The organism is Cupriavidus sp. IDO (genome assembly GCF_000812465.1).
Taxonomy (GTDB): domain Bacteria; phylum Pseudomonadota; class Gammaproteobacteria; order Burkholderiales; family Burkholderiaceae; genus Cupriavidus.
Genome location: NZ_JWMA01000002.1, coordinates 68394 through 93916, shown reverse-complemented (window position 1 = coordinate 93916; position 25523 = coordinate 68394). Strand labels below are relative to the sequence as shown.

The 25523-nt window shown below is 65.4% G+C and carries 30 protein-coding genes and 1 tRNA gene; 10 read left to right on the top strand and 21 right to left on the bottom strand.

Features of this window, described 5'->3' with window-relative positions; translation table 11 throughout:
• Positions 1 to 4: 4 nt before the first annotated feature.
• Positions 5 to 427, top strand: coding sequence for a hypothetical protein (locus RM96_RS01015; RefSeq protein ID WP_039006718.1), 423 nt, complete (start codon positions 5 to 7; stop codon positions 425 to 427).
• 27 nt (positions 428 to 454) lie between these two features.
• Here the strand turns inward: RM96_RS01015 and RM96_RS39195 are convergent, their stop codons facing one another.
• Positions 455 to 595: a hypothetical protein gene (locus RM96_RS39195; protein ID WP_193752369.1), complete on the bottom strand. Its 141-nt coding sequence runs from the start codon at positions 593 to 595 to the stop codon at positions 455 to 457.
• Positions 596 to 650: 55 nt separating this feature from the next.
• Positions 651 to 800 carry a hypothetical protein gene (locus tag RM96_RS39190; protein WP_193752368.1) on the bottom strand — a complete coding sequence of 50 codons (150 nt, stop codon included), beginning with the start codon at positions 798 to 800 and terminating at the stop codon, positions 651 to 653.
• Positions 801 to 1144: 344 nt separating this feature from the next.
• On the opposite strand from RM96_RS39190, the gene RM96_RS01010 reads away from it, so the two are divergent.
• Complete coding sequence (locus RM96_RS01010; protein WP_039006716.1) at positions 1145 to 1792, top strand: hypothetical protein; 648 nt, start codon at positions 1145 to 1147, stop codon at positions 1790 to 1792.
• A gap of 22 nt (positions 1793 to 1814) precedes the next feature.
• Here RM96_RS01010 and RM96_RS01005 read toward each other — a convergent pair whose 3' ends face one another.
• Entirely contained in the window at positions 1815 to 2417 is a 603-nt protein-coding gene (locus RM96_RS01005; protein ID WP_039006714.1) for a cysteine hydrolase family protein, read from the bottom strand.
• Positions 2418 to 2780: 363 nt separating this feature from the next.
• Between RM96_RS01005 and RM96_RS01000 the strand changes: the two genes are divergently transcribed.
• Complete coding sequence (locus RM96_RS01000) at positions 2781 to 4754, top strand: sensor domain-containing diguanylate cyclase (RefSeq protein ID WP_238587027.1); 1974 nt, start codon at positions 2781 to 2783, stop codon at positions 4752 to 4754.
• A gap of 12 nt (positions 4755 to 4766) precedes the next feature.
• On the opposite strand, the gene RM96_RS00995 is transcribed toward RM96_RS01000, so the two are convergent.
• From RM96_RS00995 to RM96_RS00965, 7 genes are all read right to left on the bottom strand, one after another.
• On the bottom strand, positions 4767 to 5876 hold the full coding sequence (locus RM96_RS00995) for a CapA family protein (protein WP_039006710.1): 1110 nt from the start codon (positions 5874 to 5876) through the stop codon (positions 4767 to 4769).
• A gap of 153 nt (positions 5877 to 6029) precedes the next feature.
• Complete coding sequence (locus RM96_RS00990) at positions 6030 to 7760, bottom strand: ABC transporter substrate-binding protein (protein ID WP_039006782.1); 1731 nt, start codon at positions 7758 to 7760, stop codon at positions 6030 to 6032.
• 221 nt (positions 7761 to 7981) lie between these two features.
• A complete protein-coding gene (locus RM96_RS00985; RefSeq protein ID WP_039006708.1) occupies positions 7982 to 8290 on the bottom strand; it encodes a DUF2160 domain-containing protein in 309 nt (102 codons plus the stop codon).
• 18 nt (positions 8291 to 8308) lie between these two features.
• Positions 8309 to 9130, bottom strand: a complete 822-nt coding sequence (locus RM96_RS00980) for a carbohydrate ABC transporter permease (RefSeq protein ID WP_039006706.1) — start codon at positions 9128 to 9130, stop codon at positions 8309 to 8311.
• Positions 9123 to 10007 (bottom strand): carbohydrate ABC transporter permease, encoded by an 885-nt coding sequence (locus RM96_RS00975; RefSeq protein WP_039006705.1) that lies wholly within the window; start codon positions 10005 to 10007, stop codon positions 9123 to 9125. Before RM96_RS00975 ends, RM96_RS00980 begins: the two co-directional genes overlap by 8 nt.
• Positions 10004 to 11110: an ABC transporter ATP-binding protein gene (locus RM96_RS00970; protein WP_039006780.1), complete on the bottom strand. Its 1107-nt coding sequence runs from the start codon at positions 11108 to 11110 to the stop codon at positions 10004 to 10006. Before RM96_RS00970 ends, RM96_RS00975 begins: the two co-directional genes overlap by 4 nt.
• 1 nt (position 11111) lies before the next feature.
• Positions 11112 to 12233: an ABC transporter ATP-binding protein gene (locus tag RM96_RS00965; RefSeq protein ID WP_039006703.1), complete on the bottom strand. Its 1122-nt coding sequence runs from the start codon at positions 12231 to 12233 to the stop codon at positions 11112 to 11114.
• 158 nt (positions 12234 to 12391) lie between these two features.
• Here RM96_RS00965 and RM96_RS00960 point away from each other — a divergent pair, with 158 nt between their 5' ends.
• Complete coding sequence (locus RM96_RS00960; protein ID WP_039006701.1) at positions 12392 to 13162, top strand: DeoR/GlpR family DNA-binding transcription regulator; 771 nt, start codon at positions 12392 to 12394, stop codon at positions 13160 to 13162.
• Positions 13163 to 13253: 91 nt separating this feature from the next.
• Here RM96_RS00960 and purU read toward each other — a convergent pair whose 3' ends face one another.
• Both purU and RM96_RS00950 read right to left on the bottom strand, forming a co-directional pair.
• Complete coding sequence (gene purU, locus RM96_RS00955; protein WP_039006699.1) at positions 13254 to 14120, bottom strand: formyltetrahydrofolate deformylase; 867 nt, start codon at positions 14118 to 14120, stop codon at positions 13254 to 13256.
• Positions 14121 to 14249: 129 nt separating this feature from the next.
• Complete coding sequence (locus RM96_RS00950; protein ID WP_039006697.1) at positions 14250 to 15119, bottom strand: NUDIX hydrolase; 870 nt, start codon at positions 15117 to 15119, stop codon at positions 14250 to 14252.
• A gap of 68 nt (positions 15120 to 15187) precedes the next feature.
• Between RM96_RS00950 and glpK the strand changes: the two genes are divergently transcribed.
• From glpK to RM96_RS00930, 4 genes are all read left to right on the top strand, one after another.
• Complete coding sequence (gene glpK / locus RM96_RS00945) at positions 15188 to 16735, top strand: glycerol kinase GlpK (protein ID WP_052279251.1); 1548 nt, start codon at positions 15188 to 15190, stop codon at positions 16733 to 16735.
• A gap of 20 nt (positions 16736 to 16755) precedes the next feature.
• Positions 16756 to 18360 carry a glycerol-3-phosphate dehydrogenase/oxidase gene (locus tag RM96_RS00940; protein WP_039006695.1) on the top strand — a complete coding sequence of 535 codons (1605 nt, stop codon included), beginning with the start codon at positions 16756 to 16758 and terminating at the stop codon, positions 18358 to 18360.
• A 74-nt stretch (positions 18361 to 18434) separates the two neighbouring features.
• Positions 18435 to 18812: an MliC family protein gene (locus tag RM96_RS00935; RefSeq protein ID WP_039006693.1), complete on the top strand. Its 378-nt coding sequence runs from the start codon at positions 18435 to 18437 to the stop codon at positions 18810 to 18812.
• Positions 18813 to 18895: 83 nt separating this feature from the next.
• Positions 18896 to 19276, top strand: coding sequence for a hypothetical protein (locus tag RM96_RS00930; protein ID WP_039006692.1), 381 nt, complete (start codon positions 18896 to 18898; stop codon positions 19274 to 19276).
• A 52-nt stretch (positions 19277 to 19328) separates the two neighbouring features.
• Here RM96_RS00930 and RM96_RS00925 read toward each other — a convergent pair whose 3' ends face one another.
• The 5 genes from RM96_RS00925 to RM96_RS00905 form a co-directional block, all read right to left on the bottom strand.
• Complete coding sequence (locus tag RM96_RS00925) at positions 19329 to 19670, bottom strand: hypothetical protein (RefSeq protein WP_052279250.1); 342 nt, start codon at positions 19668 to 19670, stop codon at positions 19329 to 19331.
• Between the two features lie 18 nt (positions 19671 to 19688).
• Positions 19689 to 19910, bottom strand: a complete 222-nt coding sequence (locus RM96_RS00920) for a hypothetical protein (RefSeq protein ID WP_039006690.1) — start codon at positions 19908 to 19910, stop codon at positions 19689 to 19691.
• Positions 19911 to 20049: 139 nt separating this feature from the next.
• A complete protein-coding gene (locus RM96_RS00915) occupies positions 20050 to 20490 on the bottom strand; it encodes a YXWGXW repeat-containing protein (protein WP_039006687.1) in 441 nt (146 codons plus the stop codon).
• A 130-nt stretch (positions 20491 to 20620) separates the two neighbouring features.
• A complete protein-coding gene (locus tag RM96_RS00910; RefSeq protein ID WP_039006685.1) occupies positions 20621 to 20824 on the bottom strand; it encodes a hypothetical protein in 204 nt (67 codons plus the stop codon).
• 67 nt (positions 20825 to 20891) lie between these two features.
• Positions 20892 to 21353 (bottom strand): DUF4149 domain-containing protein, encoded by a 462-nt coding sequence (locus RM96_RS00905; RefSeq protein WP_039006683.1) that lies wholly within the window; start codon positions 21351 to 21353, stop codon positions 20892 to 20894.
• A 310-nt stretch (positions 21354 to 21663) separates the two neighbouring features.
• Here RM96_RS00905 and RM96_RS00900 point away from each other — a divergent pair, with 310 nt between their 5' ends.
• Both RM96_RS00900 and RM96_RS00895 read left to right on the top strand, forming a co-directional pair.
• The gene (locus RM96_RS00900; RefSeq protein WP_039006681.1) at positions 21664 to 22251 is read left to right on the top strand and encodes a YfiR family protein; all 588 of its coding nucleotides are present in this window, start codon (positions 21664 to 21666) and stop codon (positions 22249 to 22251) included.
• A complete protein-coding gene (locus tag RM96_RS00895; RefSeq protein ID WP_039006680.1) occupies positions 22248 to 23513 on the top strand; it encodes a diguanylate cyclase in 1266 nt (421 codons plus the stop codon). The genes RM96_RS00900 and RM96_RS00895 overlap by 4 nt, the downstream gene beginning before the upstream one ends.
• A gap of 27 nt (positions 23514 to 23540) precedes the next feature.
• On the opposite strand, the gene RM96_RS00890 is transcribed toward RM96_RS00895, so the two are convergent.
• The 4 genes from RM96_RS00890 to RM96_RS00875 form a co-directional block, all read right to left on the bottom strand.
• Positions 23541 to 23816 carry a hypothetical protein gene (locus tag RM96_RS00890; RefSeq protein ID WP_039006678.1) on the bottom strand — a complete coding sequence of 92 codons (276 nt, stop codon included), beginning with the start codon at positions 23814 to 23816 and terminating at the stop codon, positions 23541 to 23543.
• Positions 23817 to 23880: 64 nt separating this feature from the next.
• Positions 23881 to 24729, bottom strand: a complete 849-nt coding sequence (locus tag RM96_RS00885; RefSeq protein WP_039006676.1) for a D-amino acid aminotransferase — start codon at positions 24727 to 24729, stop codon at positions 23881 to 23883.
• 95 nt (positions 24730 to 24824) lie between these two features.
• The gene (locus RM96_RS00880) at positions 24825 to 25166 is read right to left on the bottom strand and encodes a type VI secretion lipoprotein TssJ (protein WP_052279249.1); all 342 of its coding nucleotides are present in this window, start codon (positions 25164 to 25166) and stop codon (positions 24825 to 24827) included.
• A gap of 249 nt (positions 25167 to 25415) precedes the next feature.
• Positions 25416 to 25506 (bottom strand) — tRNA-Ser (locus RM96_RS00875).
• Positions 25507 to 25523 lie beyond the last annotated feature (17 nt).

The following is a 25523-nucleotide window of genomic DNA, read 5'->3' as shown; positions in this document are numbered from 1 at the left end:
CGCCATGAAAAATTCTGTCCTGGGTGTCTTACTGGTGGCACTTCCGGCGCTTGCCCACTCCGCGCCACTCGACTCGGCACTTTCGTGCGGCGATTCTCCCCACCACTTCTTCTCGGAGCTGCGCGCGCACCACCTTATCGAAGCCAGTCCCATGCATGTCGAACCCAACTCGGTCAATGCTTTCTGGCCGGCGCACGATGTCAGGCTGACCGCGTTTGATCACGACGTATTCGCCGTCTTTGGCTATCAGCGAGGCGACCTGCTGTTCAGGCCCGGGGACGGCTCACCTTCGGATAAACCGCTCTACGGCGTGGTGGTCGTAGCAGGCGAGGAATCGGTCAGGAAGTCGCTCAAGGCTGCCGGCAGCAAGGCCAGTGTCGAGCACGCAGCACCGTTCCTGACGGCGATCGTCTGCGAAGGCGCCTAGTCTTGCAGGCAGGAGCAAGCCGCCCCGTCAGGACCGTCGATCGAGATGGCGACGCGCGTGCAAGCGGGCGCGGTCCAGCTTCGGCCTCGGATGAAAGATTGCCCGAATGGTGAAGACGTAAATCGCGAGGACACCGAGCGACGTTGCAAGCAACAGGAGCGTGGTCATGTGGACCTCCTTCGCGCGAGAAGCCGGGTCAGGCCGATGGCCGCCCGCCGGGTACCTACTTCTTGTGGTGAACAAGCCGGTCCCACCAGTAGTGGAGCGGATGCGCGTGTTCCGGGTATAGCGGCGACTTGTGGAAAAACTCGGCCCTGATGGCGAGGATGTACAGGGCAACAATCGTGGCAGCCAGGACAATTGCGGTGAGCATGATGACCTCCTGACGGAATGACGATCCTCATCACATTCTAGTGTTCTGTCCCGCAAATAGCTTGATAAATGAAATCGTCCAATTGCCCGTCAGGCTAGGCGCGAGGAGGCGCCATAGCCGTAGCTATGGCAACGACAAGCAACGACGCACGGCGGGCAATTGGGCGATTTCATATCGAGTTGATTTGCGGGACAGGACACTAGGCCGCTTACCGCAGGCCGGGATAACCACAAGTTGGGCTGTGCGCGAAACAATCCGGCACCCCGACACAAGGCTCGTCCCATATCGGCCAGGCCACAAAGCCAATAGCGTGGACGGTTCCTCTCTATCGCGGGAACCGGACCGTGCCACACCCTCACCACCCCGAAGATCGCGCAGTCTCGCTCGCCTGGACCGGCCGCAATCCGGTCTCCGCGGGATGGTTCGAGATGCGCCCCGCCAATGTGCCGCGCGATGCCCGGCCGCTCTATGACGAGGATCTGGACTGCATCATCGGATACCGCCGCACGTTTTCAGAGGTGTCCTTCACCTACGACCTGCGCGGCGACATGCAGTCCATTGCGGAGTTGTGGACCGATGCGCCGGCGACTGGCGCCTCGCCTCCACTCCTGGTCGTCGGCACGCTGTGGCGCCCCGGCGTGCGGGGCATGACGCGCGCCGGCACCGAAGGCGAAGGCGCCGCGATGACCGTCCAGGCGCTCGCCGGCCTGCGGCGGCGCTTCAACCAGCTGGCTCGCCTGCCGATCCATTTTTCGCCGCTGGCGCTGGGGGACATGCAGGAGCCGGAGCGCTTTGTCCCGATGCACATCCTGCGGCTGGCAATCCGCCAGGGCACCCGCGCCACTTACGATTCGGGCATCTCCCAATATGCCGCGCTGATGAGCCGGCGAAACCAGCCCAGGGGAATCGAGATCACGGTACGCGACGCCGATGGCACCATCGAGCGCTATCGCCATTGGCCGTCCATCGGAACGGCTGGGGCCGGCAGTTGAGGCGGTCGGCCCCCGATGCCGCTCAGCGCCAGGCCGATGCGTCCGCCACCACGGTCGCAAAGCGGTCGTTGAGCGCGGCGAGCGTGCTGCGGTGCAGTTCCGCCGCGCGCAGAGGCCCGCCGCCTAGCGGATCAGGCAGATCGCGCGTGGCGCAGGCGGCAGCGACCACCGTGGTGCGATAGCCATGGTCGAGCGCGGAGCGCACCGTCGCACTCACGCACATATGCGTCTGGAAGCCGCCGACGATCAGCTCCTTCCGACCGATCGAGGTCAGCAGTTCAGCGAGGCTGGTTCCAGCGAAGCTGTTGGGCAGGCCCTTGACGACGGTATGCTCGCCGGCACTCGGCCCGATGCCTTCGATGAACGCTGCATAAGGCCCGCTCGGGTCAAAGGCCGCGCTGCCGGGGCGTCCGTGGTGCGCCACGTGGATAACAGGCGTGCCGTGGCGACGTGCCAGCGCCAGCAGCTCGCCACAGGCTGCGACCGCCGACGGCATGCCGACCAGTGGCAGGCTGCCATCGACGTATTCGCGCTGATGGTCGATCAGGATCAGCACCGAGGCATCCCAGGCGGAAGGTGCGCGGCTCGCACCCGCCAGGTCCAGCAGCGTGAATGGGGTGGTCATTTCAAATGGGCTCCAGGATTGATCGAGTCGGAAGCAACAAGGTGGACATCCCGGGCTCCGCACGGATAAGACGCCGGCGGCACCCGATGCCCGCAATGTGCCATACAACGGCCCACATTGCCGGAGCGACCATTCGCCGTTTGCAGTGCCCTTTCCTGTTACCGATCGTCGCACCAGCACCACCAACGCCTCCCCGCAAGCGCAGCGAAATTCACATCCCGCCGGATTGCAACGTCTGCTTTGACGAAGCGGACTGCAACTCTGCTAATCTGCAAATCCGGTTCCACACAAATGGGGCGGGTCGGCAGTTCATAGCCCCGGGACTGGAAAAACGGGTCAGTGCGCAAAATTAAGAAGTTACTCATGCGGCGCTCTTTGAAGTACCGGATGGCGGTCGCCACCGCGGTAGTGGTCACCCTGATCATCGTAATTCGGGCCTTGTTCTCCCAGTATTACGCCTACCAGAGCCTGAAAGACCTCTTGCAGGCCCAGCAGGACACGCTGGTCAGACTCATTGCCGAACAACTCGACGAGAAGCTGGAGAGCCGCACGGCCATGCTGCGGCGCCTGGCGCGGCAGCTCACGCCCATGCTCGGCGCCAGGCCGGCTGAACTGAAGCGCTTCGCAGCCGATGCGGCGGACCTCCCGGTGAGCTTCAACGCGGTTTTCATGGCTGCGCCGGATGGCGAAGTCATCTTCAGCACAGCGGTACCCGACGGCGTCCGGCTACAGGTAGGCGAACGCGATTATTTCCGTGAGATACAGCGCGGCGCATCCTATGCCGTGTCCGATCTGTTGCAAGGCAAGCTCACCAACTCGCCGGGGGTTGTCCTTGCCGTACCGCTCACCGGGCCGAAAGGCGAACTGCGCGCGGTGGTGGGCGGCGTCCTCAACCTTTCCTCCAGCAATTTCCTGCGCGAACTGGCACACAGCCGGGTTGGCGTGACCGGCAGCTATTGCCTGGTCTCGGCCGGGCCCAGCCCGCGCTATGCGATGCACCAGGACCCGGCGAAGATCCTCGCCCCGGCTCGCGCCATCGGCGAAACATGTGGCAACGACAAGCCCGAGCCTTTCTGGGAAGCCCTGCGCCCTACCCAGCCGATCGTTGCGCGCTACCTGCTCGAGGCCAATGGCTGGGAAGTGGTGGCCGTACTGCCCGCCAGGGAGGCCTATGCCCCACTGGTCCAGGCGCGCGCGCGCGTGATCGCAGCGGCCGGCTTGTCTCTCGTCATCGCGGCCATCCTGATGTGGCTCGTGATGTCCCGTCTGCTGGCGCCGCTGCAACGGCTCACCCGCGTGGTGCGCCAGGTGGCCGCCAACCCGGCAGCCGTGGCGGAACTGCCGCTCGGGCGCGAAGACGAGATCGGCGAGCTGGCCGGCACTTTTGCCGAGGTGATGGGCCAGCTCTCCGAGCGCGAAGCGGCACTGAAGGCGGCCAAGGACCGCGCCGCCGAGAGCGAGAAGCGCATCGAAGCCATTGCCAACCACGTGCCGGACTTCGTGTCATCCATCGACGCCAACGAGCGCTACGTCTTCGTCAACCAGGCCTATGCATGCCATTTCGGGCTGCCGGCGGCACAGATCGTCGGGCTGACGCTGCGCGAGCTGTGGGGAACGCAGGCATACCTGGCTTCGAAGCCCTACCTGGAGCAAGCCTACGCGGGCAAGCTGGTCACCTTCACGCGCGAGAATGCGGACGGCTCCGAATGCATGGAATTCACCTGCCAGCCGGCCTGGAACGATGAACAGGACACCGTGCTGGGCCTGCACATGTTCGCGCGCAATGTAACCAGCGAGCGTGCAAAGCTGCGCAAGCTCGAAGCCCAGACGGTGTCCGACCACCTGACCGGCCTGCTCAACCGCAAAGGCTTTGACCGCCGGCTGGCCGAAGCCATGGCCCGCACCGACGCCGATGGCCAGGCTGCCGCCCTGCTGCTGGTCGACCTGGACGATTTCAAGGCCGTCAACGACAGCCACGGGCATCCGGTCGGCGACCGCCTGCTGGTCGCCTTTGCACAGCGGCTGACCGCATGTGTGCGCAAGGGCGACGCCGTCGCCCGCATCGGCGGCGACGAGTTCGCCGTCATCCTGAACGGCGTGGCCGATCCCAGGACGGTCGAGCGCATCGCGCAGACGATTGTGCAGGCAGCGCTGAAGCCGTTTGTCATAGACGGACTGACACTCGTCGCGACTGCCAGCGTCGGCTCCGCGCTCCACCACCCCGACCATGGCATGACGGTCAGCGAGCTGTTCATGCGCGCCGACATGGCGCTTTACGAGGCCAAGCGGCACGGCAAGGCCCGCTACGCGTCACCCGAGACAACGAGCATCGCTTAGTGTGTGCGCGGGTCACGCACACACGACCTGCAGCCCGCTCCGCGCCAGGCGGGACACCCGCGTGCCGAACGCGCGCCCTTCGCGATCAAGCACGCGCCCGAGCCAGTCCCGCTCCGCCTCGGTGGCACGGCAGAGCCGGAACCGTTGCCGGCGCAGCGGCACCAGCGTCAGGTCCGCCAGGCGGCCACCGGCAACATCCACCGTGACGAAGTACATCAGCGCCAGGTCCGGCGCGAAGCTCTCGTAGCCGCCGATGCCTTCGTAGTCATTGATGAAGTCGCCACAGCCGTGGAGGATCAGCTTGCCGCCGTGGCATTCAATCCCCTTTACATGGTGCGACGAGTGCCCGTAGACGATATCGACACCGGCCTCATCGATCAGGCGGTGCGCAAAGGCCTGCTGCCCCGGCTCCAGCCCGAACCCCCAGTTGCTGCCCCAGTGCATCGATACCACGACCACGTCGCCCGGCTGCCGGAAAGCGCGGACCTGGCTGGCGATGCGTGCCGCGCTTGCCGTCGAGAAATCCGGCAACAGGTTCACGCCTGGCCGGCTGTCGCCCGCCTGCCACTGTCGCAGCGTGCCGGCGCTCTCCATGGCGAATGCCAGCAGCACGACACGGCCCTTGCCCGGAACATCAAGCAAGGCCGGGTGTGCCGCCGCGTCGGTATCCGGTCCCGCCCCCGATGTGGCAATGCCTTCGCGCTGCAGGACGGCAATCGTGTCCGTCAGTCCCGCCTCGCCCCAGTCCAGCACATGGTTGTTGGCCAGCACCGCGCAGTCGATTCCGGCAGCTGTCAGGCAGCCGATGTTGGCGGGGTGCATGCGGTAGTGGATGCCCTTGCCAGGCCAGGCATCCGCCGACACTGTCACCGCCGTCTCAAGATTGACGATGCGCAGATCCGGGCGGCGGCTGGCCAGTTCGGGCAGTGCGTCGCCCCAGATGTAGCCCGGCGGCACCGCCCTCGGGATCGCGCCTGACTTGCGTTCCGCCAGGCTCACGTAGTCCCGCGCATCGTGCACGTAATGCTCGTGCAGTGTGGGCTCGCCGGGCACGGCAAGGATCTGGTCGATGCCACGGCCGGTCATCACGTCGCCGGCCAGGAACAGGCAGATCGCGGGCATGGCTGGCTCCTGCGGCTTGGACGCAACCCGCAAGGCAGAGCAGGCTGACGTCCTGCTTCAGGATAGACGACGCCTGGTCTGCTGCCGGAGCCTGATGGAAAAACGGTGGCGCATGCGCCACCGTCGTGCAGACATCCTCCGAGGAGCCGTGCCTCAGCGCACCTTGCCCTCCTTCCATGCCTGCAGCAGCTTGTCATAGGCGATGGTCTCGCCCTTCGGCTTCTCGTCGGCCAGCTTCTTCCACGGCGCATGGTCGCCCGACAGCCACTTCGAGGGATCGCTCTTGGCATTGAGCTTTGGCGCGCAGTTGGACATGCCCGCACGCTGCAGCCGCCCCATCACCTGGTCCATTTCTTCGGCCAGGTTGTCCATGGCCGCCTGCGGCGTCTTCTCGCCGGTCACCGCGGTGGCCACGTTCTTCCACCAGAGCTGCGCGAGCTTCGGATAATCAGGCACGTTGGTCCCGGTCGGCGTCCAGGCCACCCGGGCCGGGCTGCGGTAGAACTCGATCAGGCCGCCGTACTTGGCAGCGTTCTTGGTCAGGTACTCGTGATGGATGTCGCTGTCGCGGATAAAGGTCAGGCCGACCAGTGACTTCTTCAGCGAAACCGTCTTGGAGGTCACGAACTGCGCATAGAGCCACGCCGCCGCCAGCCGGTTGGGATCGGTGTTCTTGAAGAAGGTCCACGAGCCCACGTCCTGGTAGCCGTTCTGCATGCCCTGCTTCCAGTACGGGCCGTACGGCGACGGTGCCATGCGCCACTTCGGCGAGCCATCGGCATTGACCACCGGCAGGCCCTTCTTGGTCATGTCGGCAGTGAACGCCGTGTACCAGAAGATTTGCTGGGCGACCTGGCCTTGCGCAGGCACCGGGCCGGCCTCGGAGAAGGTCATGCCCATTGCCTGCGGCGGCGCGAACTTCTTCATCCAGTCGATGTACTTGGTCAGCGCGTAGACTGCCGCCGGGCTGTTGGTGGCGCCGCCGCGCGAAACGGAAGCGCCCACCGGCGTGCACTTGTCCTCGGCCACGCGGATGCCCCACTCGTCCACTGGCATGCCGTTGGGCAGCCCCTTGTCGGCGGTGCCGGCCATCGACAGCCAGGCATCCGTGAAGCGCCAGCCGAGCGATGGATCCTTCTTGCCGTAGTCCATGTGGCCATAGACCTTCTTGCCGTCGAGCTCCTTCACATCGTTCGAGAAGAAGTTGGCGATGTCCTCGTATGCCGACCAGTTGGTCGGCACGCCCAGCTCATAGCCATACTTCGCCTTGAACTTGTCCTGCAGGTCCTTGCGCGCGAACCAGTCGGCACGGAACCAGTACAGGTTGGCGAACTGCTGGTCGGGCAGCTGATAGAGCTTGCCGTCCGGCGCGGTGGTGAACTTGGTGCCGATGAAGTCCTTGACGTCCAGCCCCGGATTGGTCCATTCCTTGCCCGCGCCTGCCATGTAGTCGGTAAGCGGCAGGATGGCGCCGTAGCGATAATGCGTGCCGATCAGGTCGGAATCCGAGATCCAGCCGTCATAGATCGACTTGCCGGACTGCATCGAGGTCTGCAGTTTCTCCACCACGTCGCCTTCCTGGATGATGTCGTGGTTGACCTTGATGCCGGTGATTTCCTCGAAGGCCTTGGCGAGCGTCTTCGATTCGTACTCGTGGGTGGTGATGGTCTCGGACACCACGTTGATCTGCGTGACGCCCTTCGCCTTGAGTTTGGCGGCCGCGTCGATGAACCACTTCATCTCGGCCGCCTGCTTGTCCTTGGCCAGCGACGAGGGCTGGAACTCGTTGTCGATCCACTTCCTGGCTTCCGGCTCGCCGGCCCACGCGGCATGCCCGCACGCCAGCGCGGCCGCGCAGGCAAGGGCTGTCATCCCCAACTTCACGTGCACTTTCATCGGTGTCTCCTCAAGAGTCCCCTCCCCGACTGTTATCTGGGTTGCGGCCCCGGGGAAGGGTCAAGCCGCCTGTCCCATGATTCGATGGTCCTGATTAGAGACGCTATCAAAATGAAGCGAAGCGATTCTGGCTAGGCGCGCGGCCGCAGACAGTACAACTCGTACGGCAAGGCCGCGCAACGACGCCAGAATCATTTTGATAGCGTCTCTTACCCCTTGCGCATGACCAGCAGCAGCACAAGCGCCGACAGCCCGAAGCTGATCCAGATCGACGGCTCCTCCGCCAGCGAGAACCACTGGACCATCTTTTCGCCCAGCCCCACCCACGCAAGGTTGATCCAGGCGGCGCACATCAGGCCGATGAAGAGCCGGTCCCCGCGCGTGGTGGCGATCGGCAGGAAGCCCTTGCGCAGCACCGCCGGTGCGCGCGTCTCCCAGATCGTCATGCCGATCAGCATGATGACGATGCAGCCAAAGAACACCGCTACCGGCGTAGTCCAGACCATCCAGTTCAGCATTGCATTCCCCCTGCCGGACTACACGCGGCCCATCGCGAAGCCCTTCGCGATGTAGTGCCGCACAAACCAGATCACGATGCCGCCCGGGACGATGGTCAGCACGCCCGCCGCGGCCAGCACGCCCCAGTCCATCCCGGAGGCCGACACCGTACGCGTCATGGTGGCCACGATGGGCTTGGCGTTGACCGATGTCAGCGTGCGCGCCAGCAGCAGCTCGACCCAGCTGAACATGAAGCAGAAGAACGCCGCCACGCCCACGCCGGCCTTGATCAGCGGCAGGAAGATCGTGAGGAAGAAGCGCGGAAAGGAATAGCCGTCGACGTAGGCCGTCTCGTCGATCTCGCGCGGCACGCCCGACATGAAGCCTTCCAGGATCCACACTGCCAGCGGCACGTTGAAGACCAGGTGCGCCAGCGCAACGCCGAGATGGGAGTCCATCAGCCCGATCGTGCTGTAGAGCTGGAAGAACGGCAGCAGGAACACCGCCGGCGGGGTCATGCGGTTGGTCAGCAGCCAGAAGAACACATGCTTGTCGCCGATGAACTGGTAGCGCGAGAAGGCGTAGGCCGCGGGCAGCGCCACCGAGATCGAGATCACTGTGTTCATTGCCACGTAGATCATAGAGTTGATATAGCCCGAATACCACGACGAATCGGTGAAGATGGTCTTGTAGTGCTCCAGCGTGAAGTCCGCCGGCCACAGCGACAGCGTGGAGACGATCTCCTCGTTGGTCTTGAACGACATGTTCACCATCCAGTAGATCGGCACGATGGCAAACAGCAGATAGACCAGCAGGAAGCCGGTCCGCCAGTGAACGCTGCGGGATCGGGTATCAGCCATGGGGCATGTCCTCGCTGCCTGCGGTGCCCGCGCGTTGCATCCAGTTGTAGAGGATGAAGCACAGAAGCAGGATGATCAGGAAATAGACAATCGAAAACGCCGCCGCCGGCCCCAGGTCGAACTGCCCCACAGCCTTCTGCGTCAGGTATTGCGACAGGAAGGTGGTGGCGTTGCCGGGCCCGCCGCCGGTCAGCACGAACGGCTCCGTATAGATCATGAAGCTGTCCATGAAGCGCAGCAGCACCGCGATCATCAGCACCCCACGCAGCTTGGGCAGCTGGATGTAGCGGAACACCGCCAGACGCGTGGCGCCGTCGATCTGCGCGGCCTGGTAATAAGCGTCGGGAATGGCCCGCAGGCCTGCGTAGCACAGCAATGCGACCAGCGGCGTCCAGTGCCAGACGTCCATCACCAGCACGGTCACCCACGCGTCGAAGGCACTGCCGGTGTAGTTGTAGTCAAAGCCCATCGCGGCCAGCGCCGCGCCGAGCAGACCGATATCCGTTCTCCCGAAAATCTGCCAGATGGTGCCGACCACGTTCCACGGAATCAGCAGCGACAGTGCGATCGTGACGAGCACCGCCGACGCCTTCCAGCCCCTTGCCGGCATCGACAGCGCCAGCATGATTCCAAGCGGGATCTCCACCAGCAGCACCGCCAGCGAAAAGCCGAGCTGGCGCAGCAACGCGTCGTGCAGCTCGCCGTCGCGCAGCACCGTGCGAAACCATTCGGTGCCGACGAACACACGCCGCTCCGGCGAGATGATGTCCTGCACCGAGTAGTTGACGATCGTCATCAGCGGCAGGATGGCCGAGAACGCCACGCACAGCACCACCGGCAACACCAGCAGCCATGCCTTCTGGTTGACGGGCTTCATGGGACCAGTTCCTCGTTGACGTAGTAGCACGTGTGCCGATTGAACACCGACATCCACGCCGTGTCGCCCGGCCGCAGCGCAGCGGCCGCGGCACCCAGACGCGCCCGCAACGTGCCGACCTGCGCGCCGGCTTCCTGCACCGACGCCGTCACCAGCCAGTAGGTGCCGATGTCCTGCGCCCGCTCCACCCGCACCGGTACCGCCTGCGCGTCGCCGTCATCCGCCAGATGCAGGTACTCCGGCCGTACACCCACACGGAAGCTGCCGGCGGCCTGCAAGGCCTGCCCGACTGAGGGCGACAGCGCCGGCAGGTAGCGGCGCCCGGCAATCTCGATCGCCCCGTCGCGCCAGATCGCCGGCAGGAAATTCATGCCAGGCGAGCCGATGAAATGGCCGACGAAGGTATGCGCCGGGCGTTCGAACAGTGCGTCAGCCGGCCCGACCTGCACCGCCTTGCCGCGCGACATCACCACCACCTGGTCGGCAAAGGTCAGCGCCTCGGTCTGGTCGTGGGTCACGTAGATCAGCGTCAGGCGGAATTCGTGATGGATCTCCTTAAGCTTGCGCCGCAGCTGCCATTTGAGTTGCGGGTCAATGACGGTCAGCGGTTCGTCGAACAGAATTGCCGATACGTCCTGGCGCACCAGCCCGCGTCCGAGCGAGATCTTCTGCTTGGCGTCGGCCGCCAGCCCGCTCGCGCGGCGTTCCAGTGCGCCGGACAGGTCGAGCATTTCGGCGACCCGTCCTACCCGCTCGCGGACCTGCGCCTCCGGCACGCCGCGATTGCGCAGCGGAAAGGCAAGGTTTTCGCCGACGGTCATGGTGTCGTAGATGACCGGAAACTGGAACACCTGCGCGATGTTGCGGTCCTGCGGGGTCGCACGGGTGACGTCCGCGCCGTCGAAGACGATGGTGCCCTGCGACGGATGCAGCAGCCCTGAAATGCAGTTGAGCAAAGTCGTCTTGCCGCAGCCGGAAGGCCCGAGCAAGGCGTAGGCACCACCATCTTCGAACGTGAACTTCAGCGGCAGCAGCGCGTAATCCTCATCGGTCTGCGGTTCGTGCAGATAGGAGTGCGCCAGATCGAGATCGATGCGTGCCATCTCAGCTTCCCGCCACTGCGCCAGGCGCGACCACATCTGCCGCCAGCCCGCCCGGCCGCCGCGGCGCGTGGATACGCTTGCCGCCGGCATCGAACAGGTAGAGCTGCTCCGGCACCAGTTGCAGCGTCAGCGATGCGCCCAGCCGCAGGTCCAGCACGCCCGCGAACTGCGCAACCAGGTTGCCGGCGGCCGTGTCCACGTGCACGAACGTATCCGAGCCGGACAGCTCCGCCAGTGCAACGCGCCCCGGCACCGGCACCGAGCCCGGCACGCCGTCGAGCCGCAGCGCGGCCGCGCGCACGCCCACGGTGACCGGCCCGCCGTGGCGGCCAGCCTCCGGCAGCGGCACGGAGATGTCGCCGGCCAGCGTCACCCGCCCGCCCTGCAACTGGCCCGCGATCAGGTTCATGGGCGGATCGTTGAAGGCGCGCGCCACGCGCAGCGAATCCGGGAAGTGGAAGACTTCCGGCGTCGGGCCATATTGCAGCAGTTCGCCGCCATCCATCACCGCGGTATGCCCGCCGAGCAGCAGCGCCTCGGCAGGCTCCGTCGTGGCGTAGATCACGGTGGCATCGCCATGCGCGAACAGCTGCGTCAGCTCCTCGCGCAGTTCTTCGCGCAGCTTGTAGTCCAGGTTGACCAGCGGCTCGTCCAGCAGCATCAGCGGCGCGCCCTTGGCCAGCGCGCGCGCCAGCGCCACGCGCTGCTGCTGCCCGCCGGACAGCTCGGAGGGATAGCGGTCGAGCAGATGATCGATGTGCAGCCGTCCCGCCAGCGTCCGGACGCGCGCCGCGATGTCCTCGCCGCGCGCCTTGCCGCGCAATCGCAACGGCGAGGCGATGTTGTCGAACACCCTGAGCGAGGGGTAGTTGATGAACTGCTGGTAGACCATCGACACATTGCGCTCGCGCACGGGCACACCGGTCACGTCGATGCCGTCCACCAGCACCCTGCCCGCGCTAGGGCGGTCCAGCCCGGCCATGACCCGCATCAGCGAGGTCTTGCCAGCCTGCGTGACGCCCAGCAAGTTGGTGACGGCGCCGGACACGGGCTCCAGCGTCATCGGATAGAGATAGGCCTGCGAACCGACCTGCTGCGCAATGCCTTCCAGTCGTAGCTGCATCCAGCCTCCAATGTTCGATATGCTCTCTACATCACCGTCGATCTTCCGACGCAGGCGCACAAGACTTGGTTTCGTGCTCGTTTTAGCAAAGAAACGAACACAAAACAATCGTGCACCGCATCATTTGTTTTCGTTTCTGTTTGAACTAGAATCCCGGCATGACCCTCAATCCCCGCCAGACCGCTCTCCTGGAAGAAGTCCGCACACAAGGCTTCGCCTCCATCGATGAACTCGCCAGGAAGTTTGGCGTGACGCTGCAGACCGTCCGGCGCGACGTGAACCTGCTGGCCGGCAACGGCATGCTGGCGCGCTTTCACGGCGGCGTGCGGGTCGAAGGCTCCACCACGGAAAACATTGCCTACCGGCAGCGCCAGGTGCTCAACGCCGAAGGCAAGGCGCGCATTGCACGCGCCGTGGCAGCCGCGGTGCCCGAAGGCTGCTCGCTGATCCTGAACATCGGCACGACCGTGGAAGAGATCGCCCGCGCGCTGATGCATCACCGAGGCTTGCGGGTCATTACCAACAACCTGAACGTGGCCAACATCCTTGCCGACAACCCCGATTGCGAGGTGATCGTGGCCGGCGGCGTGCTGCGCTCGCGCGACCGCGGCATCGTCGGTGAAGCCACGGTGGAATTCATCCGCCAGTTCAAGGTGGATATCGGCCTGATCGGCATTTCAGGGATCGAGGCCGACGGCACGCTGCGCGACTATGACTTCCGGGAAGTGAAGGTGGCGCGAACCATCATGGAGCATTCGCGCGAGATCTGGCTGGCGGCGGACGCCAGCAAGTTCAACCGGCAGGCCATGGTGGAACTGGCCCACCTGTCGCAGATCGACCGGCTGTTCACCGACCAGGCGCTGATTGCGCCGTTCGGGCAGATGCTGGCGGATAGCGGAGTGAACTGTGTGGTCGCGGACCGGGACTGATCCACTTGCCAGTCATCCCCGCGTTGGCGGGGATCCGGCACCTTTGAGGATGCAGCGTTCCCGCCTGCGCGGGAACGGCAAGGTGATGGCGTTACTTGAAGACGACAGTCTTGTGGCCGTTCAGCAGGATGCGATGCTCGGCGTGCCATTTGACGGCACGCGCCAGTGCGACGCATTCCACGTCGCGGCCCACGGCGGTGAGCTGCTCCGGATCCATGCTGTGGTCGACGCGCTCGATCTCCTGCTCGATGATCGGGCCCTCGTCCAGGTCCGCCGTCACATAATGCGCGGTAGCGCCGATCAGCTTCACGCCGCGGTCATGCGCCTGGTAATACGGCTTGGCGCCCTTGAAACTGGGCAGGAACGAATGGTGAATATTGATGGCGCGGCCGGCCAGCCTGGTACACAGGTCGTGCGACAGTACCTGCATGTAGCGCGCCAGCACCACCAGGTCGATATTCTGGTCGCGCACGACCTCGAACACGCGGGCTTCCTGCGCGGCCTTCTGCTCGGCCGACGCATTCATCAGCGGCAGGTGGAAGAACGGCACGTCGTACGACGCGGCGAGCTGGTAGAAGTCGCGATGGTTCGACACGATGGCCGCGATCTCGACCGGCAAGCCGCCGACCTTGGCACGGAACAGCAGGTCGTTGAGGCAGTGTCCGATTTTGGACACCATGATCATCACGCGCGGCTTGACCGAGGCGTCGAACAGCTCCCATTGCATCGAAAACTGGTCGCCGACTGGCGCAAACGCCGTCTTCAGCGCCGCCAGGTCAGGACCGCCGGCGGGCGTGCTGAAATGCACGCGCATGAAGAAACGCCCGGTGAATGCATCGCCATACTGGTCGGAGTCGACGATATTGCAGCCGTGCTGGAACAGCAGGCCCGAAACGGCATGGACGATGCCCGGCTGGTCGGGGCACGAAATGGTGAGAATGAATCCGGGGTTGCTCATCGTAGGTTGTTCTGTCGGGTGGGCACTGCGCAGACGCGAGAGTGCGGGATCAGGGCCCGGCACATGCGTCCTGGCGGGAGCTTCAGGGCAATCGCTGGCGGAAATTCCCGCACAAACCAGTGCGAAACCTCACACGCGACGGCCTTCGGCTGCCGCCCAGCCGCGTCGGCGGAGGGCATCCAGCGTCACCAGGGTGGCATCGACCGTCATGGCGCGGTCCGACATGATATCAAGCAATGCGGATGGTTCCACGCGGCGATGCTCGGCCACTTCGCCGTCGCGGTTGTGCGGAACGAAACCGGGCGGCAGCAACAGGTCGTAGACATAGACGTGTTCCCACTGCACGCCCTCCGAGATTTCGCGCAGCACCTCGATCACGCCGTGCGCCCGCGCGGTCCGCGCCAGCGCTTCGGGAATGCCGGATTCCTCGTCGCATTCACGCACCAGCGTTTCGAGCGGATCGCTGCCGTGCGGCATGCCTCCGGCCACCAGGTTGTCCCACATGCCGGGATCGACTGCCTTGGACTGGCTGCGGCGCGAGATCCACATCGTCCGCTCGCCTTCGATGATGCCGTTCATATGCGAGGCAAAGGTCAGCAGTCCCAGGAAACGCGCCGCGGCGCGCTCGATCACGGCGAAGGCCGGCACGTCCCGCGCCGCCGTGACGGCGAACAGCTCGTTGCGCCATCCGCGCACGTGGCCGGCGTCGGCCAGTTGCCGCGCCAGCGCCTCCAGTGCCGCGCTGCGCGCCGCGAAGTCGGTGCGTCCGGGCAACAGCTCGACCCGGGCCCCCTCGCCTTCCACGCCGAGCACGGAGCCCATGCTCCGCAGGATCTCGGCATGCACACGGGAGAGCCAGCCGACCTGGAGATCCTCGACGGTCAGCCGCAGGTGCGCGGCCGGATCGAACGGACTGCGGTCGGCCACCGTCGCGGCTATGGCCGCCAGCACGTCAACGGGAACCGAAGGATTAGGGGTCTGGGAAGCGATATCGGGCATATCGTGAGCGGAAGCCGGTATTGCCGGCCCGGAACGAGATTATCGGAAAGATTTACAGGACTGAAGGCATGAACCAGCCGCTTCAATATGTACTGGCGCTCGACCAGGGCACCAGCAGCTCGCGCGCCATCCTGTTCGATCACGCGGGCAACGTCGTGCGGCTCGCCCAGCGCGAGTTTCGCCAATATTATCCGCATCCGGGTCATGTGGAGCACGACCCCTACGAAATCTGGCAATCGCAGCTGGCCGTCGCCCACGCGGTGCTCAACGATGCCGGGATCTCGGCCTCGCAGCTCAGCGCCATCGGCATCACCAACCAGCGCGAAACGACCGTGCTGTGGGACCGCAAGACCGGCGAGCCGGTCGGCCGCGCGCTGGTCTGGCAGGACCGCCGCACCGCGCCGATGTGCGAGGCACTGCAGGCCGCCGGCCACGGCGAGCTGTTCCGGGAGAAGACCGGGCTGATCATCGATGCCTATTTCTCCGGCACCAAGCTGCGCTGGATGCTGGACAACATCGAAGGCGCGCGCGAGCGGGCCCAGCGCGGCGAGCTGGCCTTCGGCACCGTGGACAGCTGGCTGATCTGGCAGCTGACCGATGGCGCGCGCCATGTGACCGACGTGTCCAATGCCTCGCGCACGATGCTGTTCAATATCCACACCTTCGAGTGGGACGATGCGCTCCTGGCGCTGCTGGACATCCCGCACAAGGTGCTGCCGGAAGTGGTGCCATCCAGCGGCGAGGTCGCGCGCACCGCCGCGCGCTTGTTCGGCATACCCATTCCCATCGCCGGCATCGCGGGCGACCAGCAGGCCGCCACCTTCGGCCAGGCCTGCCTGTCGCCGGGCATGGCCAAGAATACCTATGGGACCGGCTGCTTCCTGCTGATGAATACCGGCACGCAGCCGGTCACCTCGCAAAACCGGCTGCTGACCACCATCGGCTGGCAGATCGGCGGGCAAACCCAATACTGCCTGGAAGGCGGTGTTTTCATGGGGGGAGCCACCATCCAGTGGCTACGTGATGGCCTGAAGATCATCAACAGCGCCCCGGAAGTGGAGCCGCTGGCCCGCCAATGCGACGATACCGGCGGCGTGGTACTGGTACCGGCCTTCGCCGGCCTCGGCGCGCCGCACTGGGATCCGTTCGCGCGCGGCACGCTGGTTGGCATGACGCGCGGCACTGGTCGCCCGCAAATTGCGCGTGCCGCGCTTGAGTCCATCGCGCTGCAAAGCGTGGACGTGCTCGATGCCATGCAGAAGGACGCCGGCATCTCGCTGGCCGAGTTGCGCGTCGATGGCGGCGCCTCGCGCAGCGACCTGCTGATGCAGATGCAGGCCGACCTGCTCGGCACCGCCGTGGTACGGCCGCGCATCACCGAAACCACCGCGCTTGGCGCGGCCTACCTGGCCGGTCTGGCCACCGGCTACTGGAGCGAGCCGGCCCAGATTACGCAGCAATGGCAGGAAGACCAGCGCTTCGAACCTAACCTTTCGTCCGACGAACGCGCCCACCGCCTGGCGCGCTGGCACCGCGCCGTGGCACGCGCCCGCGACTGGGCACGCGAGGACGACGCCGGCACCAGTTCGCCATCCACCGGCAACACGCCGGCCTGAAGCCATTGCCCGAATCCGTCATGCAGAGAGTTCCCACCCCGATCCAGCCACCTTCGCGCGCCGCCTTGCTCGCCAGCCTGGAGCGCGAGCCGCGCTGGGACGTGATCGTCATTGGCGGCGGCGCCACCGGCCTCGGCACTGCCGTGGATGCGGCTTCGCGCGGCTATCGCACCTTGCTGGTGGAGGCCGCAGACTTTGCCAAGGGCACTTCCAGCAAAGCCACCAAGCTCGTGCACGGCGGCGTGCGCTACCTGGCGCAGGGCAATATCAGCCTGGTGCGCGAAGCCCTGCACGAACGCGGCCTGCTCGCGCGCAATGCGCCGCATGTGGTGTGGCCGCTGGGCTTTGTCGTGCCGGCCTACCAGTTGTTCGACCAGCCGTTCTACGGCATCGGGCTGAAGCTCTACGACATGCTGGCCGGCCAGCTCAACCTGTCCGGCAGCCGCTGGCTGAGCCACCGCGAGGTCCTGGCCGCCGCCCCGACCCTGGCCGAGCACGTAGGCGGCCGGCCGCTGCGCGGCGGCAACCTGTACTTCGACGGGCAGTTCGACGACGCCCGCCTGGCCATCGCGCTGATGCGCACGCTGTTCGACGTAGGCGGCACGGCCATCAACTACCTGCGCGTGACCGGCCTCTCGCAGCAGGGTGGCGTGATCAGCGGCGTCACCGTGCAGGATGTGCTGGGCGATGCCACCTTCCGGCTGCGCGCCGACTGCGTGATCAATGCCACCGGCGTATGGGTCGACGCCATCCGCCAGATGGAAGACGGCCACGCGCGCACCATGGTCGCGCCGAGCCAGGGCGTGCACCTGACACTGCCGCGCAGCTTCCTGCCGGGCGAGCGCGCCATCCTGGTCCCCAAGACCGACGACGGCCGCGTGCTCTTCATCGTGCCCTGGAACGGCCATACCATCGTCGGCACCACCGACACGCCCCGCCAGGACCTGCCGCTGGAGCCCGAGCCCACCGGCGACGATGTCGATTTCATCCTCGAAACCGCTTCGCGTTACCTGGCGCGCGATCCTACGCGCGCCGACGTGACCAGCGTCTGGGCCGGCCTGAGGCCGCTGGTCAGGGCCACCGGCGAGGCATCCACGGCATCGCTCTCGCGCGAGCACACCATCGTGGTGTCGAAGGCCGGTCTCATCACCGTCACCGGCGGCAAATGGACGACTTACCGCAAGATGGCAGAGGATGTCATCGAGACCGCGATCCAGCGCCAGATGCTGCGCGCGGCCCCGTGCGTGACCGCCGAGCTGGCGCTGCACGGTGCGACCGGGCTGCCGGCGGATCTGCCGGCACCCAACTCGGTCTCGCCCGACCGCTACTACGGCAACGAGCTGGCGGCGCTGCGGGCCCTGCCCGGCTATGCCAATGTGCTCGCGTCCACGGCCGGGCTGACCGAAGCCCATGTGCGCTTCGCCGCGCGCCACGAACTGGCCCGGCGGGTCGAAGACGTGCTGGCAAGGCGCAACCGGGCGCTGTTCCTGGATGCCAGCGCCGCAATCGCCGCCGCGCCGCAGGTTGCGGCGATCCTGGCAGAGGAACTGGGCCACGATGCGGCCTGGCAGGCCAGCGAGACTGAGAGCTTCCGCAAGCTTGCCGCCGGGTACCAACTCGCCTGAGCCGGCTGGCGGTCGGAACCGTGGCACTGCCGGCGCGTCCTATGGCTGTCTTCCCTACTGCGAACAGGAGCCCCATGAACCGCCAACCCGCCTTCCGCAACGCCTGCGGCCTTGCACTGATCGCCACCCTGGGCATCGGCACCGCCGCCCAGGCAGCGCGCAACCCTGGCATCGACGACGTTCGCTTCCAAAACATCCGCACGGTGCGCTATCAGTGCGAGGGCGACATGACGCTGGCGGTTCGCTACTTCAACAGCCCCGACAACCAGATCGCGATCTTCCGGCTGGAAGGCAAGTCGGTGCTGGCTGTCAACGTGATCAGCGGCTCAGGGGCGCGCTATGTCGGCGGCAGGTACGAGTGGTGGACCAAGGGCGAGGACGGCACGCTGCGCGAGCTGATGAAGGGCGAAAACGAGCCGCCGGTGCGGGCCGGCTGTCACGCCGCCAGGTAGCGCGCGCAGGTAGCCTGCGCGCTGGCATTTGAAGGAACGGCGTTCCGGGCGATAATGCGGGCTATTGAATCAGGGAGAACACCATGGACGAGATTGAAGACCTGTCCGATCTGCCAATGCCCCGCTTTATCTGGGGCTTCGCTGTAGTCGCCGGCAAAGGCGGCGAGGTCATGCACGACGAGTTCGAGTACCTGACCCATACCCGCAGCCCGCGCTTCACCTGCCGGGTCGTCGAACTGGAAGACGTGCCGGCGGACAACGGTGAAGACGATATCGACGGTCGCATCGTCCACCATGACGAGCCGCGCCGCCTGTTCTACATCACCGATGCCGGCATGGCGCTGGTCAATTTCGAGTTTTTCGACAAGCTGCCGGAAAAGGCGAAGCTGAAGAAAGTCTGCGACGAAGCCATCGCCAACTGGATGCTGCGCCGCGAATTCCTGGACGAGGAAGAGGAAGACTGACCTCGCCCGCAGGCGCGGGCGGATCCGGGCGCCCGGCGGGCGCCGGCAGGCTTCAGCCCGCGTTCTCCTCGGCCGGCAGCGCGCCGGTCAGCAGTTCATTGAGCAGGCCGGTCATGCCGCCTGGATGACTGGCCGCCAGCACCTGCAGGCGACTGGCCAGCTTTCCGTCCAGCTTGCACGCAAAGGGCACCAGGCCCTGCTCCTGATCTAGCCGCCGCTGTTCGCGGCGATCCACCTTGGCTGCAGTGGCCACACCGGCACCACGGCTGGCTGCCGCCTGCTTCATGCTGTGGGCGATTTTCAGCCCTTTGTTCTTTTCCAGGTCTGTCTTCTTCACGGCATCATCCGAAAGTCTGTCGAGGCCGGTATTGTACGCAGGCCCGGGCCCGCGCATCCGCTTTGCCGTGCCGGGCTACTCGCGGACTTCAATCAGTTCGGCGGCCACGCGCTGGATTTCCGAATAGACTGCGATCGCATCCAGGGGTCCCGTGCAGCCTACGGCGGTTGCCTGGCTGGCGTCGGCGCCGGGCGGCAGGAACACGAAAGCCATGCCGGGCCGCCAGCCCGGATGCTTGCGCAGGCTGTCGTTAAGGATGTCGAGATACTGCGCGCGCGAAAAAACCTGCTTTGCCATATCTGCCTCCGAGTCCGCTGGCAGCGCACCTGCATGGTGCGCGAAAGGTGCGCCAATAGTTGCGGGATCGTAGCATGGCATGCCGTCCGGATGTCACCGCCTGGCGGCAACATCGCCGGCACGGCACAGGCTCAGAGACTCAGCATTCGCCCTTCTTGGCGTGACCCGGCGGGCAATGATAGCCCTTGTCCTTCTTGCCGTGACCATGGTCATCATGGTCGTAGTCATCGTGGTCGTAATGGCGCCCTCGGTCGTTCCAGCGACCCGGCACCAGCACCCAGCCGCCGCTCGCCTGGACCCAGCGAGGCGACTCATAGACATATCCTGGCCGCTCGCGCTCCCAGCGACCCTTCTTCCAGGCGTGCTTGTGGTAGTGGTCGTCCCAGTCCCAGTAGCCTGGCGCCCAGACATACCCCGGACGCGGTGCAGGCACGACCTCGTAAACGGGGGCTGGAGGCGGAACGCCGATGGCAATATCGACCGACACCTGCGCCATTGCAGCAGTAGCGTAGGTCAGGCCGGTACCGAGCATGGCGGCAAGCAGAAGCGCCATCATGGGCCGGCGGGCACATTGTGTCATGGAAGTCCTTTCTTCTTGCGGAACATGCACAAAGTCTACCCCGCCGGCACATGCCGGGAGCGTAACAAAGGGTTTCCGTCCATGACAGGGCGATGAAAATGCAACACCCCGACGTGGCAGGCCGGTCCTGCTAATGGTCCGATGCCATGGCCTTGAGTTCCGCGTCGCCGGCCACCCTGGCCGCGTCAGACGTGGTGAAGGTATCGTCCGAGACAATGGTGCGCCGGATTTGCTGGGCACTGAAGTCCACCAGCGAAATGATCCAGACATAGCGGCCTGCCTGGGGCGCGGTCTGCACGATAGCTTTCAGGTTGGGCCGGGATTCACTCGTCATGATCCACCTCCTTGCGAAACGTGTCTGAAAACTCTAGCACAGCCATATCGATGATGTGATGGCCCGGTCAGGCCAGCAGCCGGCCCAGCGTGCCCACCGCAATATTGACCAGGCCCAGCACAAGGTTCAGCCCCACGGCCTGCCGGATGCGATTCAGCGCGGCGCCAGCGGCGGGCCAGTCCTGCGCGTCGACGGCTCGCCGCAAAGCAGGATACGGCCCGAAGAAGACATACACGAAGACAGCCACCATCACGACTCCGATGGTAGCCATCAGGTGCCAGCTGGGCGGCGCTGCGGCAAGACCCGCGCTTGCCATCATGGCTCCGCCGCTGACCAGGATCAGCACGACAGCCGCCCAGACCCAGCGGAAGAATCGCTCGAATACCCCACGCCACAGGCGCAGCCGCACCGGCGGCTCCAGAACCTCCCCCGCAGTCGGGCGCAGGCAGAGATAGGCGAAGAACATGCCACCGACCCAGACGGCGACGCCGGCCACGTGCAGGAAGCGGAAAAGCGGATCTGGAAACATCGGGGGTCCGTGACGGGGCGCGTTATTGCGCGACGACCGTATTCTATGCCCCGTAAATGGCGGTGCAGCCCTTCTTCCTGCATCGGGCCGGCCCAGACGCAATTCAGCCCTCATGAATTCCGCCGGTATTCCGATAACCGAAAGATGCCAAGCCGGACGGCCGGGCCACCCAGCCCCGCCCTCCGGCGACGAGAAGCACAAAGCCGCGCGACCTGGCGCCCAAATGATCCGTTTAGCGGAAGCCCCGTAGCCAGCCTCAATAGCGAACTCTGCAACTTCAGGCTGTCCGCAATCACGCGCCCCATTTTTGATGGCTACTGCCCCAGCCACTATTCGCAGTGCACGGTATCGCTCCCGCGTTCGCCGCGGCACGCCCTTCCTGCTCGCTCTTGTCCTGGCTGTGCTGCCTGCTGTGCTGCCGCCCACCGTGACAGCACAGCCTGCGCCGCAACGTGTCGACTCGGTAGCCCGCGTCGTTTTCAGCCTGCTCAGCTACGCGCGCTGGCCCAGTGAGCGCGAAGCCGTCCGCCTTTGTGTCGACAGCACAAGCCGATATGCAGCCAGGCTGCTTGAGGGCGGCACGCTCGGCAGCGGCCGCGCGGTGCAAAGCCGGGAGGTCGATGTCATGGTCGAAACGCTCGCGCTCAACTGCGATGCGCTTTACCTGGGCAGCATGACGGATGTACGGCGCAAGCGGCTTTCCGCCGATCTGACCGGCCGCCCGGTCCTGGTCATCAGCGAAGAAGACTTCGAATGTGAAGCCGGCAGCATGTTTTGCCTGAATTTCCGCGACGGCCAGGTGTCGTTCCGGGTCAATCTCGATGCGATCGCGAGAAGCGGCATCCATGTCCATCCCGGCGTGCTGCAATTGGGCCGGCGCAAGGCGGCATCATCATGAGCACCCGGATTCCGGCCGGCACCGCTGCGCCACGCCTGACGCTCTACAGCGCGCTGCGCCGCATCCACCTCGGTGTAGCACTGATTGCCGTCTGCACAGCCGGCGTCTCGCTGACCGCGCTGGGCGTGACAGCACTGCGCGTCTACGCCGAGCACAATCTGCACCTGGTGGCGCGTTCCATCGCCTACACGCTGGAAGCCCCCGTGGTCTTCCACGACCAGGCAGCGACCGGCGACACGCTCGGCGTGATCGCCGCGTCCGAAGATATCGCCCGCGCCACGGTCTTTGATCGTGACAACCAGGTGCTCGCCGAATGGAAACGGCCCGACCCGCAGCGCTTCACCGGCCTGCGCTACGCGATCGGCGAACTGCTGACTACCGGAGCGGCAGAACAGCCGATCATCCACGAGGCCCAGCAGGTCGGCCTGCTGCGCGTGACGGCAGACCCCGGCAACCTGCTGCACTTCCTGCTGCGCGGCGTGCTCGGCCTGCTCGGCTGCCTGTTGCTGACCGCGGTCGGCGCGCACTATCTGTCAAGCCGCATGCTGGTCCACATCGTGGAGCCGTTGCGCAACCTGATGCGCGTGGCGCACGCGGTCCGATCGGAGCGCGACTTCGCGCAGCGCACGCCGCCGGCGCATATCGAAGAACTCAACGCACTGGGCGAAGACTTCAACGGCCTGCTCGACGAACTGCAGACCTGGCAGAACCAGTTGCAGCACGAGAACCGGTCGCTCGCGCACCGCGCCAATCACGACGCCCTGACCGGGCTGCTCAATCGCGCCGCATTCGAAGAAATCCTTGAGTTGGCCGTGCGCACCGCCGCCGCAAAACAGGGCTATGCCGCGCTGTTGTACCTGGACAGCGACGCCTTCAAGGACATCAACGACCGCTTCGGCCATGCCGCCGGCGACGCGGTGCTGGTTGCCATTGCGCAGCGCATCCGCGGCAGCCTGCGTGGAAGCGACGTGGTGGCACGCCTGGGCGGCGACGAGTTTGCGGTGCTGGTGGCATCGCTGCGCGCACCTCACGATGCCATACAGGTGGCTGAGCACGTCCTGCTTGCGATGCAGGCCCCCATCACCCTGCCCGATGGCTCCAGCGTCGGGGCCTCCGTCAGTATCGGGTTGGCCGTATTCCCCGTGCATGCGCAAGGCAGCCAGGCATTGCTGCATGCGGCGGACGCAGCCATGTACGGAGCCAAACGCCGATCAGGCGGCATCTGGCAAAGTGCGGAGCCATGCCTGGAGGCAGTCTCGTAACGCAGACAGGGGACACACCAGGGGCCGTCAGTCGCCAAACGGGTTCGGCGTGCGATTTCCCGGCGTCTCCACCAGATCGAACTCGTCGCGAACTTTGTCGACCACGGCGCGAATGCTGGCTTCGTAACCGGCAGCATTGCCAAACGCCGTCATGTTCCAGTTGCGGCCACGCGCGTCCCGGGCATGAGGCACGGGCGGGGGCACGCGGACCTTGGCGCCATCCTCGCCGATTTCGTAGATCTGCTGAATCCGCCGGCTCACCTCATCCTGCAAGGCTCGCGGGCCGCGCTCGCGCTTGGCCATGACCGTCTCCTCGATCGAGTTCCCGGGGCATCGTAGCACGGGCACCCGACGGCGAAAATCTTGCTCAGAGTGCGGCGATGGCAGCCTGGTAGGCGGCGTACAGCCGGCCAAAAACCGGCCCCGGCACGCCCGCGCCAATCGTCTTCCCGTCGATCTTCACCACCGGCAGCAGTTCCTTGCTGGCGGACGACAACAGCACCTCGTCCGCCTCGAACACCTCGTCGCGCGTAATGCGGCGCGCCTCCAGCGAGATATCCAGGGCCGCGCAGAGCTCTTCCATCAGCCCGTAACGGATGCCTTCCAGGATCAGGTTGTCCTTCGGCGGCGCCGCCACCCTGCCCTTGCGGACCACCCACACGTTCGAGGACGAGGCCTCGGTCAGGTAGCCGTCGCGGAACTGGATCGCCTCGGTCACGCCGTGCACCGCAGCTTCCTGCGCGGCCAGCACATTGCCCAGCAGCGATGTCGACTTGATCTGGCAATTCAGCCAGCGACGGTCTTCCATCGTCACGCAGGCCACGCCCCGCTCGCGCATTTCCGCCGACGGCAGCGCCATCGGGTTCGTCATGATCAGCACCGTGGGCGTAACTTCCTTCGGGAAGGCATGCGCCCGCCTGGCGACGCCGCGCGTGACCTGGATGTAGATCATCTGGTCCGACAGGCCATTGGCCTCCACCACGCGCGCGATCAGGGCAAGCCATTCGGCTTCGTTATGCGGATCGGGAATACCGATCGCCGCCAGGCTGCGCCGGAGCCGGGCCATATGCTGCACACCGCGGAACGGCTTGCCACCGTAGATTGGAATGACCTCGTAGATGCCGTCACCGAAGATGAAACCGCGATCCAGCACGGGAACGCTGGCTTCAGAGATCGGGATCAGGTTCCCATTGAGGTAGACGACGGGTTCGGTCATGGTATTTGGGGCGAGAGGAGTTGATGCTGGAATTCTTCCATACTGCGTTGCCGCGCATTATGCAAATTGCGCATGGGGGCCGCCGGCAGCCGGCGTCAGTGGGATGCCGCCAGTTCGAGACTGCTGCCGGATATGGCGATCCTTACGGGATCGGTCTTCCTCCACTGCCGCTTCGGCACGACCAGCTTCCATGCCACGTCCTTGTCTGGACTGAGGAAGAACGCAACGACGCTCACATACTCTGCGTCGGCGTGCATCGGTTCGTTCAGGCTGACCCTTGCGTTGGGGCGAAGCACCGCATCCCTGGCGAAGCTCAGGTTCACGTTGTCGCCGGCGATGTTGCCGCCGGTCGGCTTGGCGAGCGCCTGCGCGTAGCCTTCGGGCAGGTACACCTGCGGCACCAGCGCGGTGATCGTCGGGCAGGCGTCGCTGGCCATCGTGTGTTGCAGTTCGGTTCACCGAGCACGACATCCGAGCGAAGGCCGGCAGCGACGCGGACTACCTTGAGCATGCGCGCGCCCTGCTCTCGCATGCCATCAGCGCCACCACTCAGCGCGTGTACCGGCGCAAGGCAGAGGTCGTCGCCCCTCTGCAGGCAAACAAAAAGCGCCAGGGGGAATGACCCACATGGCGCTTTATGACCCAGCAGTTAGCTCTTACTAACCCGCTAAGCCTTACAGAATAACTGGCGGAGAGAGGGGGATTCGAACCCCCGATAGGCTATTAACCTATACACGCTTTCCAGGCGTGCGACTTAAACCACTCATCCATCTCTCCGGGAAGTCGGCGATTAT